Below are 12,604 nucleotides of genomic sequence, written 5' to 3'. Positions count from 1 at the left end.
AACGTCTCAGGAAACGGGTTCGTCAGCGGGCTTGTTGATCGCCCATGTCAGGAGAGCGTCGAGCGCGGGGCAAAGCGCCTGTCCCCAGTCCGTCAGGCAATACTCGACCTTCGGCGGCACCTGGTGATGAACGATGCGTCGCACGATCCCATCCTGTTCCATCTGGCGGAGCTGCTGGATCAGCATTTTTTGCGAAATTCCCGGAATGGACCGTTCAAGTTCGGAGAACCGCAAAACGGCCCCGCCGAAGAGATGAAACAGGATCACCAGCTTCCAGCGACCCTCAAGGATCCGAAGGGCGTTTTCCACGCCTTCGGCCCCATCAGCAGGCGTCTGGAAGACATCCTTACTTTTTAGTGGGTACCTTACTTTTTTGTCTGTTCTTGCCATTTCATACACGTAAGCCCATTTTGGTTTTCGAGCAAGCGCGCTGCTCTTTCGCTAACCGAAACGAGAGATTTGATCCCATGTCGAATACGATAACGGGGCCGGTTAAGGCCTATTTCGAAGCCAGAAACGCGCGCAATTTCGAGCGGGCCCTGTCAGGTTTTGCCGAGGATGCGGTCGTCCGCGACGAAAGCCGAATGCATCGCGGCCTTGATGAAATCACGGCCTGGATGACCGAAACGATCGCGGCCTATGACGATCGTTCCGAGCTTCGTGCTGTTGAAAACAAAGGCGATCATGTCATTGCCACGGCCGAGGTGTCCGGTCATTTTCCGGGCAGCCCCATCATCCTTCGCTACCGTTTCAAGATGAAGGACGGCGCGATTGCCAGCTTGGAGATCGCCCCATGAGCGTGGCGTTCAGGATCGATCCGACGGAGTTCGCCGGCAAACGCGTCGTTGTGACCGGCGGCACGATGGGGGCGGGTGAAGCGATCGTCACGCGGTTTGCAAGGGCGGGCGCAAAGGTGGTCACGGCTGCGCGTTCCCAACCGCAATCGGTGGGTCTCGGCGTGCATTTCGTCCAGGCAGACCTGTCGATGCCAGAGGGCATCGCTTTGCTCGCAGACCAAGCCCTGTCGCATCTGGGCGGGGTGGATGTTGTCGTCCACTGCCTTGGTGGCTCCTCCACCCCCGGAGGCGGCTTTCAAGCCGCGACCGAGGCCTTCTGGCAGCAGGAACTATCGCTCAACCTGCTGGCGACCGTCCGCCTCGACAGGTTGTTGGTGCCACAGATGCTTGAGCGCGGGGAGGGCGTCGTGATCCATGTTGCCTCGATCCAGCACCGGCTGCCGCTGCATGAGTCCACCATTGCCTATGCCGCCGCGAAGGCGGCACTGGCAACCTATAGCAAGGCGCTGTCGAAGGAACTGGGACTATCAGGCGTGCGGGTCAACACGGTCTCTCCCGGCTGGATCAGGACGTCTGCCGCAGACCGCATGGTGGAGCGACTGGCCGAGAGCGGCGGGATCGACGAGCAGACCGCCCGGCAGAGCATCATGGATGCGCTGGGCGGCATCCCCATTGGCCGGCCAGCCTGGCCGGAGGAGGTCGCCGAACTTGTGGCCTTCCTGTCCTCCGGGCGAGCCGCATCCATCCATGGTGCAGACTATGTGATTGATGGCGGGACGATCCCGACCGTGTGATGGTGCTGGCAGCCGCCAGACCGTTCGGGTGAAGTTAGACTCGGGCGAGTACGTTGCGCCCAGGCGCATCGGCGATGGCGTTGAGCGCGTCTCCACCCGGCTTGCGGGCGGGGACGCGGGTCGCGTCGAGGCTCTCGATCCAGGTCTGCCAATGCGGCCACCACGAGCCGGGCGTTTCCTTGGCCGTTTCCACCCAGTCATCATAGTTTCCAACGGCCGGGCCGTTGGTCCAGTACTGGTATTTGGTCTTGTCCGGCGGGTTGACGACGCCGGCGATGTGCCCGGAGCCGGAGAGCACGAACTGCACCGGCCCGCCGAACAGGGAACTGCCGACGAACACCGATTTCGCCGGGGCAATGTGGTCTTCGCGGGTCGCCAGATTGTAGATCGGGATGGTGACGTCCTTCAGCGACAGACGTTTGCCGGCGAGTTCCATCTTGCCCTGGCTCAGCGTGTTATTGAGGTAGCAGTTGCGCAGGTAAAAGGAGTGGTTGGCGGCCGCCATCCGCGTCGAATCGGAATTCCAGTAGAGAAGGTCGAAGGGCGTCGGGTCCTGGCCCTTTAGGTAGTTGTTGACGAAATAGGGCCAGATCAGCTCGGAGGCGCGCAGCATGTTGAAGGCGGCCGCCATCTTCGAGCCGTCGAGATAACCTGTCTCCTGCATCCGCTCTTCCAGGCTGTGCAACTGCTCCTCATCGACGAACACCTTGAGGTCGCCGGCATAAGTGAAGTCCACCTGCGTCGTAAACAGGGTCGCACTCGCGATCCTTTCGCGCTTTTCCTGCGCATGCAGCGCCAGGGCTGCCGCCAGCAGCGTGCCGCCGACGCAGTATCCGATGGCATTGACCTGTTTTTCGCCCGTTGCCTTCTCGATCGTGTCGAGCGCGAAGTCGACGCCCTCGCGGATATAGGCTTCCCAGTCCTTCTTGGCGTGCCGCTCGTCAGGGTTGACCCAGGAGATGACGAAGACCGTCTGTCCCTGGTCGACGCACCATTTGATGAAGCTCTTCTGCGGATTGAGGTCGAGGATGTAGAACTTGTTGATCCAGGGCGGGCAGATGAGGAGAGGGCGCTTCAGCACCGTCTCGGTCGTTGCATCATACTGGATCACCTCGCAGATATCGCTTTGGGCGATCACCTTGCCGGGTGTGATCGCCATGTTTTCGCCGACGGCGAACTTGCTCGTATCCGTCTGGCGGATGCGCAGATCCCCGCCGCCAGCGGTAATGTCTTCGGCAAACATCTGCATGCCCTTGACCAGATTGGCGCCACTGCTCGCCACCGTCTCGCGGTAGAGCTGCGGATTGGTCGCGACGAAATTGGCAGGCGAAAGTGCTGCCGTGATTTGCCGCATGTAGAAGTTCGCCTTGTGGCGGGTATGTTCGTCGAGTCCGCCGGCTTCGTTCACCATCTTGTCCGCCCATTGCGACAGAACGAGATAGGTCTGACGCAGGAAGTCGAAAAAGGGATTGCGCTGCCAGTCCTCGTCGGAGAAGCGCTTGTCCTTGGGCAGGGGATCTTCGATCGTCTGGTCCGGCTCGGCGAATCGCGTCATCGATCGGCTCCACACGCCGAAGATGGCGTTGAGCAGATGCGTCTGTGCTTCCAGGGTCCGCTTGGGATCGGACATCCAGAATTCCGCGACCTTGCCCATGGTCTTGACCATTTCGGCTACAGGCTCAGACAGGGGATCTGGCAGATCGCCGCCCTGTCGGGGTTCGAGCCATGCCGATGCCGCTTTTCCCAGGTTTTCCAGAGCTCTGGCGGCATTGACAGCGAGCGCCTGCGGATCCTTGATGATGTACGGCTCGATCAGCTTGGGATCGAATGCAGTGCCAGCCCCGCTCTCGTCCCGTATCCTGTCCATGGCGTCCTCCCCGGGATTGTTCTGGCGTCTTTTGTGTTTGCCTATCCTGCATGAAAACGACTACAAGTTCCAGCGATTGGCGCATAGTCTTTCGCAGGTGATCGATCGCTGCGCCCTTGCAGATCGTCAATTTTCCCGCAGGTGGAGCGGAACATCGAGGCCATGGTGGAGAGCTTACGCATTATTTTCGGTCGAAGCGGTCAGGCCGCCGTGTTTTGTGTCGTCGCGCTCGCCGCAGGCGCCGGTTGCCAGTCCGCGCCGGCCCCGGCGGCCGTTCCGACAGCGACCGGCCTTGAAGTCACGGTCGAGGATGCCGACCAGCCGGAGCCGGCGACGCCCCGCCCGACCTATTCCGATGGTTATCCAAGTTTCGCGGGTTCACTGAATGCCGCGAATGTCCAGATGACCAATGAAGAGGCCCAAGCCTTGCAGTTTCGCCTGACCGCGCTGAGCCAGGCACGCAAGGCCGGAACCATCTCGGAAGCCGAGTACCAGGCCAAGCTTCGGGAACTGCGCAAGCTGGCCGCCGAGCACGGTGCCGACACCCAGGCGCTGATTGCCAAATAGCACTTGCGTTTGAGCGGGATTTTCCGCAAAGCAGCCAGGACGTTGCGGCGTGCTTTTTCGTTCCGGGCAAGGCTCGGAACCGGATTTGCGACAAGATTTGCTGTCAGCGTTCTGGTTGGGATATCATCACCCGTCTCCGGTTTTGCGGTTCGTTGCGGAGCGTGTGTTCACTGGGAAAACGAGCGCGCCTGCCGCGGACAAGACCCGCGCGGTTTCAGGGGTTGAAGATGGAAGAGTTTCACAAAGTCCGGCGGCTGCCGCCTTACGTTTTCGAACAGGTCAACCGTTTGAAGGCGAGCGCGCGAGCCGGTGGAGCCGACATCATCGACCTGGGCATGGGCAATCCCGACCTGCCGACCCCGCAGGCGATCGTCGACAAGCTGTGTGAAGTGGTCCAGGACCCGCGCACCCATCGTTATTCCTCGTCCAAGGGCATTCCGGGCCTGCGCCGCGCGCAAGCCGCCTATTATGCTCGGCGCTTCAACGTGAAGCTCAATCCCGACACGCAGGTGGTCGCCACCCTTGGCTCGAAGGAAGGTTTCGCCAACATGGCGCAGGCCATCACGGCTCCGGGTGACGTTATCCTGTGCCCGAACCCGACCTATCCGATCCATGCCTTCGGCTTCCTGATGACCGGCGGTGTCATCCGCTCGATTACCGTCGAGCCGGACGAGACCTTCTTTCCGCCGCTCGAGCGTGCCGTAAAGCACTCGATCCCGAAGCCGCTGGCACTGATCCTGAATTACCCGTCGAACCCGACGGCCATGGTGGCAACGCTCGACTTCTACAAGGACGTGATCGCCTTCGCGAAGAAGCATGACATCATCGTGCTGTCCGACCTTGCCTATTCTGAAATCTATTTCGACGGCAACCCGCCGCCATCCGTGCTCGAAGTCCCGGGCGCCATGGACTGCACCGTCGAATTCACCTCGATGTCGAAGACCTTCTCCATGCCCGGCTGGCGCATGGGCTTTGCCGTCGGCAACGAGCGCCTGATCGCGGCCCTGACGCGCGTCAAATCTTACCTCGACTACGGCGCCTTCACGCCGATTCAGGTGGCTGCAACCCATGCGCTGAATGGCGACGGTTCCGACATCGCGGAAGTCCGTAGCGTCTATCATCGTCGCCGCGACGTCATGGTCGAGAGCTTTGGCAAGGCCGGCTTCGAAGTGCCGCCGCCGGCAGCCACCATGTTCGCCTGGGCCAAGATCCCTGAAAAGTTCCGCCATCTCGGCTCGCTGGAGTTCTCCAAGCTGCTGGTCGAGAAGGCGGACGTCGCCGTGGCCCCCGGCATCGGCTTCGGTGAAATGGGCGACGAATATGTCCGTCTCGCCCTCGTCGAAAACGAGCACCGCATCCGCCAGGCCGCCCGCAACATCAAGAAGTTCCTGTCGACGGCCGACGAGACCATGCACAACGTGATTTCGCTCAACGCTCACCGTTGAGTTTCCGGGTGGCGCGTTCGCCGCCGCCCTTTCATCTCCTTTATGACGTCAGGAATGCCCCATGGCTGATGCCCTTAAAATCGGCGTAGCGGGACTGGGTACCGTCGGTGCCTCGCTCGTCCGGATCCTCCAGCAACGGGCCAACGCGCTCACCGTCGCCTGCGGACGCCCGATCCGCGTAACCGCCGTTACGGCCCGCGACGCGACGAAGGACCGCGGCATCCTGATGGATGGCATCGCCTGGTATGCCGACCCATCGGAGATGGCGGAAAAGGCCGACATCGATGTCTTCGTTGAACTGATCGGCGGCGCCGAGGGCGCCGCTGAACGCTCCGTGCGGGCCGCCCTGACGCGTGGCCTGCATGTGGTGACCGCCAACAAGGCACTGCTATCGCGTCACGGTGTTGAACTGGCGAAGATCGCCGAGCAAAAGAGCCGGCTGTTGAACTACGAAGCGGCGGTTGCCGGCGGCATCCCCGTGATCAAGACCCTGCGCGAATCGCTGACCGGCAACAATTTCACCCGCATCTATGGGATCATGAACGGCACCTGCAATTACATCCTGACCCGCATGGAGCGGGAGGGGCTGTCATTTGCCGATTGCCTCAAGGAAGCCCAGCGCCTGGGTTACGCCGAAGCCGATCCGAGCTTCGATATCGAGGGCAATGATACGGCGCACAAGCTGTCGATCCTGACGACGCTGGCCTTCGGCTGCGAGATCTCGGCCGACAAGATCTATCTCGAAGGCATCACCAACATCTCGATCGAGGACATCCATGCGGCCGCCGACCTCGGTTACCGCATCAAGCTCCTCGGCGTGGCCCAGAAGACCGAGAGCGGCATCGAGCAGCGTGTGCATCCGACCATGGTCCCGCTTGACAGCGTGATTGCCCAGGTCGATGGCGTGACGAATGCGGTAGCCCTCGAATCCGACATTCTGGGCGAGCTGCTGATGGTCGGCCCAGGTGCCGGCGGCAATGCCACGGCCTCAGCCGTGCTCGGTGACATCACCGACATCGCCAAGAGCCGCCCCGGCGCGCAGGATGTGCCGGTCCTCGGTCGTCCCGCCCATCTGCTGGAACCCTACCGCCAGGCGGAAATGCAGAGCCACGAAGGCGGCTATTTCATTCGCCTGACCGTCCAGGATCGCACCGGCGTCTTCGCCAGCATTGCGACCCGCATGGCGGAAAACGCGATCTCGCTCGAATCGATCGTTCAGCATTCCAAGGAGCCGGCGGCACCCGGCCGGCCGCAGACGATCATTCTCGTCACCCATGCGACGATGGAGAGTGCTGTGCGCACAGCCGTCGGTGCGATCAAGGGTGAGGGTTATCTGATCGGCGAGCCGCAGGTCATCCGCATCGAGCGACCCAAAGGCTGATCGGCGCGCCTCCAGACCTCGGGCGATCCACAGCCGCCATTGGGCATCCCGGCATGCGCCTGTAGCCTCCGCGTGTTTCTCAGGCTAGGGATAGAGGAACGCGGCAGTGGCGGGAATAGCGCCCGCTCCGTGAGCGTATGCGGATGGACGGCGCGCCTTCAGGCGACCGCCGGGTCCATCAGAGAGCAGGCATGTCGAACGAACCAGTCGATCCCGTCATCCGGTCTTTTCTGAGTGTCGATCAGTCGGCGAGCGGCCAGCGCTGGATGTCGCGTGCCGACCAGGCGGGCCTCAACCGGGCGCTTGCCATCAGCCAGGTGCATGGCATTCCGGAACTCGTTGCCCGCGTGCTCGCTGGCCGAGGTGTCGGCGTCGACGATGCACCGGCCTTCCTCGACCCGACCATCCGCAGCCTCATGCCGGACCCGTCGAGCCTGACCGATTGCGACAAGGCAGCCGCCCGCATTGCCGATGCTGTAAACGCCAAGGAACGGGTCGCGATTTTCGGCGACTACGACGTCGACGGTGCGGCCTCCTCCGCTCTGATGTTTCGCTTCCTGCGGCATTTCGGCGTTGAGGCGGAGATCTACATTCCGGATCGCATCTTCGAAGGTTACGGCCCGAATGCGGCGGCGATCGACCAACTCATCGAGCGCGGCGCCAATCTCCTGATCACGGTTGATTGCGGATCGACCAGCGTGGAGGCGCTGGGTGCTGCCGAGCGGCGGGGCGTAGATGTCGTCGTGATCGACCATCACCAGATGGGCCATGAAATGCCGGTCTGCCACGCGCTGGTCAATCCGAATCGCGAGGACGATCTGTCGGGGCAGGGGCATCTCTGTGCCGCTGGTGTCGTCTTCATGGTGCTGGTTGCAACGCTGCGCCGCCTGCGCGAGGCCGGCCATCCCTTTGCCCGCTCGCTTGACCTCCTCGCCTGGCTTGATCTTGTGGCGCTTGCCACGGTCTGTGACGTGGTAACACTGAAGGGCCTCAACCGCGCCTATGTCACCAAAGGGCTGATTGCCGCCCGCCACCAGAACAATGCGGGCCTAGCAGCCCTGTTGAAGGTCGCCGGCATCGGCGGACCCGTCACGCCCTATCATTTCGGCTTCCTCGTTGGCCCGCGAATCAATGCCGGTGGCCGCATCGGCGATGCAGCGCTTGGGAGCCGGCTGCTGACCCTCGACGATCCCTCCGAGGCCGACCAGATCGCCGCCAAGCTCGACGAACTCAACCGCGAGCGCCAGGCGATGGAAACGATCATGCTGGCCGAGGCAGAGGCCGAGGCGCTGGCCGAATACGGCACGGGCGAAACAGCCGGCGTCATCGTGACTGCCAAGGATGGCTGGCATCCGGGAATCGTTGGCCTGCTTGCGGCACGCCTGAAGGAGCGCTTCAAGCGCCCGGCCTTCGCCATCGCCTTCGATCCCATGGGCAAGGGCACGGGCTCCGGGCGCTCGATCAACGGCTTCGATCTGGGGCGTATGGTGCGCGCTGCCGTCGACAACGGTATCCTGGCCAAGGGCGGCGGCCATGCCATGGCGGCAGGCCTTACCGTCGAGCGCGGCAATCTCGGTCGTCTGCGCAGCTTTTTCGACGAGCAGGCGACGGCCCAGGTCACGGCGCTCGCCGCCAACCAGACCCTCAAGATCGACGGAGCGATCGGTGCATCCGGCGCGACGCTGGCGCTGGTGGATCAGCTCGAATCGGCAGGTCCCTATGGCTCCGGCCATCCGCAACCGATCTTTGCCGTACCACTGCATCGGCTGAGGGATGTGCGGCCCGTGGGCACCACGCATATCAAGGTCACGCTGGAGGGCATGGACGGCTCGCGCCTCGAAGGCATCGCGTTTCGCGCCGCCGAAACCGACCTCGGTCATTTCCTGATGAACAGCCGCGGCAACCAGATCCATGTCGCGGGCACGCTCAGCGCCGACCACTGGCAGGGCAACCGACGCGTACAGTTCCGGATCCTCGATGCCGCAAAGGCGCCATAAGGCCAGAACCACGCTTCATTTTCTGGAAGATCGAAGTGGCACGCCCTAGGGGAGTCGAACCCCTCTTCCCAGAATGAAAATCTGGTGTCCTAACCGATAGACGAAGGGCGCGTGCGCTTCGGTGGCGCCCTTATGGCCGGAACTTTCGGCAAGTGCAAGCGCTTTCGACAGCCATGGAACGATTTTTTCCACAGCGGAATCGAGTGTTTTTCGAAGCGTAAAACGCTTGTCGCGGCAAGAGCTTAACTGGCTCTGCAGGAGGATGATGCGAGGAGTGGGAGAAGATCGAAGTGGCACGCCCTAGGGGAGTCGAACCCCTCTTCCCAGAATGAAAATCTGGTGTCCTAACCGATAGACGAAGGGCGCGTGCGCTTCGGTGGCGCCCTTATAGTCACGGTGATTTTTGACCGCAAGCGGAAATTTGATGCCTCTACAGACAAAATTCGAAGAGCCGGAATGACGTGCATGGCCGAGCGCAGTCAGTCGACGCAAGCGAGCGCTCGCTACAGGCTTTGATGGAATGAGAGGGAGATCGAAGTGGCACGCCCTAGGGGAGTCGAACCCCTCTTCCCAGAATGAAAATCTGGTGTCCTAACCGATAGACGAAGGGCGCCTGCGCTTCGTGGCGTCCTTATAATCAGGCTGGTCAAAGACCGCAAGCGGGGCAGGGCGCTTTTTTGCAGAAAAATGACAAAGCCCTGAAGCGGCAGGAGCGGGTGTCGAAAATGCCGTTTTGCCAAGGGGTTGGCGGGCACCCGGTGTCAAGTTTTTCAGGGTTTGTTGCTCTTGGTTTTCGCCCCGCCTGCCAGCAGATCCGAGAGCGAGGGCAGCCACTTCTTCTTTTTGGCGGTTGGTACGCCCTCGCCATCAGGCACCATTGCGGACTCGCCAGACCCATCCCCAGGCATTTCGGGAACAGCTCCCATGGCTGCCAGTTGTTCTGGCGTCAGCTGAACACGTTCCGGCATGGCGTCGGCCGGTATCTGGTCCTCTGGCATTCCGGCAGTCGGCTCGCGCAGCACCAGAATTTTGCGCTTTGGACGCGGGTCGGACAGCTTGTGGAGAACCGGTGGCCCGGTGTCCGGTTCGACGAGCGGAAGGTCACTTTCGGGTGCCGCCATTTGCTCAGGCGCGGACAGCATCTGCTGCTGTTGTTCGGCCGAGGGGCTGAACAGGCTCTTGCTCATCGCATTCACGCCGAGTGTCGGCATATTGCCCGGCACGAGGCTTGTAACGGGCTGTGCAGAATTGCCGGTTTGCTGCGCTGCCGCTGTCGGCGGTGCCGCAGCCACCGGGGCTGCAGGCGGTTGTGACCGGCCGGCGGAAAACAGGCTGTTCTTGTGTGTGTTGACCTCGGTCGGCTGCGACACGCCGAGATCCTGCGCAGGCGCGGTGCCAGCCATGGCCTGCTGCTGTAATGCCAGCACTTCGGGCGGCGGCTCCGCAATATCGGAATAGGCGGCGGCCAAGGGGGCCGGCTTGCGTTTCAGGCTCGCCGCAGGTTCGTTCAAGGCAAGCTGCGCACCTTGTGCGTTGGCTGTTGCCGAAACTGCAACAACGCGCGGATCGCTATAGCCGCCCTTGGTCGGCTTGTCTGTGTGGCTTGCTGCTTCCAGCGAGCCGGTGGCGAGGATGTCGCCGGCATTCGTCTGACACGACCCCAATATCAATCCGCTGAGGATCGCGAGCGTTCGAAGGCTCGTGCTGCTGTGCATGAAGGTCTGTGTCATGGCCGGCTCCGACATCCGTCCCCACCAGTGGGGGCGGGCAAGGCGCCGCGCATGCACGACACCTTGCGTTTCGAAACCCGTTTTAGACGCGCAAACTTGCGCGAGGCGGTTTGCCGTCGTCTGCTGCTATTACCAGGCGCCGGTATTCGGCATCGAGGCCCAGGGCTCGGCAGGCGCAAGATTGTCACCCTTCTGCAGGATCTCGATCGAGATGCCGTCGGGAGAGCGGACAAAAGCCATGTGGCCGTCGCGCGGCGGGCGGTTGATCGTCACGCCATTGTCCATCAGCTTCTGGCAGATCGCGTAGATGTCGTCGACTTCATAGGCGAGGTGGCCGAAATTGCGTCCGCCCGTATAGTCTTCCGTGTCCCAGTTGTAGGTCAGTTCCAGGGCAGGCGACATCGTCTCCTTGGCCTCTTCGTGATCCGCGTCAGCCACGAGAAAGACCAGCGTGAAGCGGCCCTTTTCGTTTTCATAGCGGCGGATTTCCTTGAGGCCGAACAGGTCGCAATAGAAATGCAGCGAGGCGTCGAGGTCCTTGACCCGGACCATGGTGTGTAGATAGCGCATCGAGATATCCTCCTTTGAGGCCTTGGATATGGAACAAGCGCCAGTCTCGGGCAAGGCTCATCCGGCAAAAGCAGTTGGGTATAGATGAAACTAGGGCTTGCGCAGATCCGTTGACGAAATGTTAATCTGAATCTCAAGAATCAGTTGACTGAGCAATGTGACGCGTTTTCGAGGGGCTTGGGGAAATGGCGGACAGGATTTCATCGAAGGGGCTCGATGGTTTCGAGGAACTGTCCGGCGAAGCCGTTGATCTGATCGAAATCACCGGCATCGTGAAATGGTTCGACGTCGCCAAGGGATTTGGTTTCATTGTGCCCGACAATGGCATGCAGGACGTGCTCCTGCACGTGACCTGCCTGCGCCGCGACGGCTACCAGACCATTCTTGAGGGAACGCGCATTGTCGCCCTGATCCAGAAGCGTGATCGGGGTTATCAGGCCTTCCGCATTCTCTCCATGGACCAGTCGACGGCAATTCATCCGTCGCAGATGCCGCCGGTGCGCACCCATGTTCAGGTAACCCCGACCAGCGGTCTGGAGCGGGCCCTGGTCAAATGGTTCAATCGCACCAAGGGTTTCGGCTTCCTGACACGCGGCGAGGGCACCGAGGATATCTTTGTCCATATGGAGACGCTGCGTCGCTTCGGTCTCACCGAACTGCGTCCGGGCCAGACTGTGCTCGTCCGCTTCGGGCCTGGAGACAAGGGCCTGATGGCTGCCGAAATCCACCCGGACAATCCGGGTCCCGCCGCACGGGCTCACTGAGCCGATGCGCAAGTTTTCCAAGACCATGACAAGCGCCTTCGTGGCGCTTTTCGTCTTTTTCAGCGGCATCTTGCCTGCCCAGGCGCAGGTGGCTTTCGACACAGGCACGCTCACCATCACCACGCAGGCCGGCAAGCAGCTGGAATTTGAGGTGGAATGGGCGCTGACGGCCGAGCAGCGTGCCCGCGGCTTGATGGAGCGCGAGACGCTGGCTGATAATGCCGGCATGCTCTTCGATTTCGGCGAAACCCGTATGGTCACCATGTGGATGGCCAACACGCCCCTGTCTCTCGACATGGTCTTCATCGATGAGGCCGGTGGCGTCGTGCGTGTCGCCGAAAAGACGACACCCTTTTCCGAGGCCATCGTCGGTTCGGGCAAGCCGGTTCGTTATGCTCTTGAGATACGCGGCGGCCGCGCCGCCGAGCTTGGCCTGACGGCTGGCGCGCGCCTCGTCCTGCCCTTGGACCTGCCGCAAGCCAAAACGCCATGAGCGCGATTTTCTTGATGAAATCAGCATCGGGAAGCCGTGTTTTTGAGGTTGCGGCCTAAGGGTGAACCGTGTATTCCGGCAGCATTGCTGGAACGGAGTGTAGCGCAGCCTGGTAGCGCATCTGGTTTGGGACCAGAGGGTCGGGAGTTCGAATCTCTCCACTCCGACCAGCAATGAAATTCAGCCGCCCGCCTAGGGC

12 protein-coding genes and 4 tRNA genes are annotated in these 12,604 nt (G+C 61.7%); 9 read left to right on the top strand and 7 right to left on the bottom strand.

Annotated features, from left to right (window positions below):
• Positions 1–6 precede the first annotated feature (6 nt).
• A complete protein-coding gene (locus DMY87_RS18415) occupies positions 7–390 on the bottom strand; it encodes a winged helix-turn-helix transcriptional regulator (protein WP_110793110.1) in 384 nt (127 codons plus the stop codon).
• A gap of 77 nt (positions 391–467) precedes the next feature.
• Between DMY87_RS18415 and DMY87_RS18410 the strand changes: the two genes are divergently transcribed.
• Together DMY87_RS18410 and DMY87_RS18405 are read left to right on the top strand one after the other, a co-directional pair.
• Positions 468–797 (top strand): nuclear transport factor 2 family protein, encoded by a 330-nt coding sequence (locus DMY87_RS18410; protein WP_110793109.1) that lies wholly within the window; start codon positions 468–470, stop codon positions 795–797.
• The gene (locus DMY87_RS18405) at positions 794–1,591 is read left to right on the top strand and encodes an SDR family oxidoreductase (protein WP_110793108.1); all 798 of its coding nucleotides are present in this window, start codon (positions 794–796) and stop codon (positions 1,589–1,591) included. Before DMY87_RS18410 ends, DMY87_RS18405 begins: the two co-directional genes overlap by 4 nt.
• 34 nt (positions 1,592–1,625) lie before the next feature.
• Here DMY87_RS18405 and DMY87_RS18400 read toward each other — a convergent pair whose 3' ends face one another.
• Positions 1,626–3,458, bottom strand: coding sequence for a PHA/PHB synthase family protein (locus DMY87_RS18400; RefSeq protein ID WP_110793107.1), 1,833 nt, complete (start codon positions 3,456–3,458; stop codon positions 1,626–1,628).
• Between the two features lie 162 nt (positions 3,459–3,620).
• On the opposite strand from DMY87_RS18400, the gene DMY87_RS18395 reads away from it, so the two are divergent.
• From DMY87_RS18395 to recJ, 4 genes are all read left to right on the top strand, one after another.
• A complete protein-coding gene (locus tag DMY87_RS18395; RefSeq protein ID WP_110793106.1) occupies positions 3,621–4,025 on the top strand; it encodes an SHOCT domain-containing protein in 405 nt (134 codons plus the stop codon).
• Positions 4,026–4,252: 227 nt separating this feature from the next.
• A complete protein-coding gene (locus tag DMY87_RS18390; protein WP_110793105.1) occupies positions 4,253–5,470 on the top strand; it encodes an LL-diaminopimelate aminotransferase in 1,218 nt (405 codons plus the stop codon).
• Between the two features lie 61 nt (positions 5,471–5,531).
• The gene (locus DMY87_RS18385) at positions 5,532–6,851 is read left to right on the top strand and encodes a homoserine dehydrogenase (protein WP_110793104.1); all 1,320 of its coding nucleotides are present in this window, start codon (positions 5,532–5,534) and stop codon (positions 6,849–6,851) included.
• A gap of 191 nt (positions 6,852–7,042) precedes the next feature.
• Positions 7,043–8,848, top strand: coding sequence for a single-stranded-DNA-specific exonuclease RecJ (gene recJ / locus DMY87_RS18380; RefSeq protein WP_110793103.1), 1,806 nt, complete (start codon positions 7,043–7,045; stop codon positions 8,846–8,848).
• Between the two features lie 36 nt (positions 8,849–8,884).
• Here the strand turns inward: recJ and DMY87_RS18375 are convergent.
• The 5 genes from DMY87_RS18375 to gloA form a co-directional block, all read right to left on the bottom strand.
• A tRNA-Glu gene (locus tag DMY87_RS18375) sits at positions 8,885–8,959 on the bottom strand.
• A 180-nt stretch (positions 8,960–9,139) separates the two neighbouring features.
• Positions 9,140–9,214, bottom strand: a tRNA-Glu gene (locus tag DMY87_RS18370).
• A 172-nt stretch (positions 9,215–9,386) separates the two neighbouring features.
• Positions 9,387–9,461: transfer RNA gene (locus DMY87_RS18365), tRNA-Glu, on the bottom strand.
• 157 nt (positions 9,462–9,618) lie between these two features.
• Complete coding sequence (locus tag DMY87_RS18360; RefSeq protein WP_110793102.1) at positions 9,619–10,578, bottom strand: hypothetical protein; 960 nt, start codon at positions 10,576–10,578, stop codon at positions 9,619–9,621.
• A 129-nt stretch (positions 10,579–10,707) separates the two neighbouring features.
• Positions 10,708–11,148, bottom strand: coding sequence for a lactoylglutathione lyase (gene gloA, locus DMY87_RS18355; RefSeq protein WP_110793101.1), 441 nt, complete (start codon positions 11,146–11,148; stop codon positions 10,708–10,710).
• Between the two features lie 185 nt (positions 11,149–11,333).
• Between gloA and DMY87_RS18350 the strand changes: the two genes are divergently transcribed.
• From DMY87_RS18350 to DMY87_RS18340, 3 genes are all read left to right on the top strand, one after another.
• Positions 11,334–11,912, top strand: a complete 579-nt coding sequence (locus DMY87_RS18350; protein ID WP_110793100.1) for a cold-shock protein — start codon at positions 11,334–11,336, stop codon at positions 11,910–11,912.
• A 4-nt stretch (positions 11,913–11,916) separates the two neighbouring features.
• On the top strand, positions 11,917–12,405 hold the full coding sequence (locus DMY87_RS18345; RefSeq protein WP_110793099.1) for a DUF192 domain-containing protein: 489 nt from the start codon (positions 11,917–11,919) through the stop codon (positions 12,403–12,405).
• 93 nt (positions 12,406–12,498) lie between these two features.
• Positions 12,499–12,575 (top strand) — tRNA-Pro (locus DMY87_RS18340).
• The last annotated feature ends 29 nt before the right edge of the window (positions 12,576–12,604 follow it).

This window comes from Peteryoungia wuzhouensis (genome assembly GCF_003205195.1).
In the GTDB taxonomy this organism is placed as follows: domain Bacteria; phylum Pseudomonadota; class Alphaproteobacteria; order Rhizobiales; family Rhizobiaceae; genus Allorhizobium; species Allorhizobium wuzhouense.
The sequence above is the reverse complement of the archived record's forward strand: the minus strand, read 5'-3'. Positions and strand labels throughout refer to the sequence as shown.

Excerpts from the sequence above, each read along its gene's own strand:
- DMY87_RS18400 (WP_110793107.1), bottom strand. The coding sequence starts at position 3,458 with ATGGACAGGATACGGGACGAGAGCGGGGCTGGCACTGCATTCGATCCC.
- gloA (WP_110793101.1), bottom strand. The coding sequence starts at position 11,148 with ATGCGCTATCTACACACCATGGTCCGGGTCAAGGACCTCGACGCCTCG.
- DMY87_RS18350 (WP_110793100.1), top strand. The coding sequence starts at position 11,334 with ATGGCGGACAGGATTTCATCGAAGGGGCTCGATGGTTTCGAGGAACTG.
- DMY87_RS18415 (WP_110793110.1), bottom strand. The coding sequence starts at position 390 with ATGGCAAGAACAGACAAAAAAGTAAGGTACCCACTAAAAAGTAAGGAT.
- recJ (WP_110793103.1), top strand. The coding sequence starts at position 7,043 with ATGTCGAACGAACCAGTCGATCCCGTCATCCGGTCTTTTCTGAGTGTC.
- DMY87_RS18390 (WP_110793105.1), top strand. The coding sequence starts at position 4,253 with ATGGAAGAGTTTCACAAAGTCCGGCGGCTGCCGCCTTACGTTTTCGAA.
- DMY87_RS18360 (WP_110793102.1), bottom strand. The coding sequence starts at position 10,578 with ATGACACAGACCTTCATGCACAGCAGCACGAGCCTTCGAACGCTCGCG.
- DMY87_RS18395 (WP_110793106.1), top strand. The coding sequence starts at position 3,621 with ATGGTGGAGAGCTTACGCATTATTTTCGGTCGAAGCGGTCAGGCCGCC.
- DMY87_RS18345 (WP_110793099.1), top strand. The coding sequence starts at position 11,917 with ATGCGCAAGTTTTCCAAGACCATGACAAGCGCCTTCGTGGCGCTTTTC.
- DMY87_RS18385 (WP_110793104.1), top strand. The coding sequence starts at position 5,532 with ATGGCTGATGCCCTTAAAATCGGCGTAGCGGGACTGGGTACCGTCGGT.
- DMY87_RS18405 (WP_110793108.1), top strand. The coding sequence starts at position 794 with ATGAGCGTGGCGTTCAGGATCGATCCGACGGAGTTCGCCGGCAAACGC.
- DMY87_RS18410 (WP_110793109.1), top strand. The coding sequence starts at position 468 with ATGTCGAATACGATAACGGGGCCGGTTAAGGCCTATTTCGAAGCCAGA.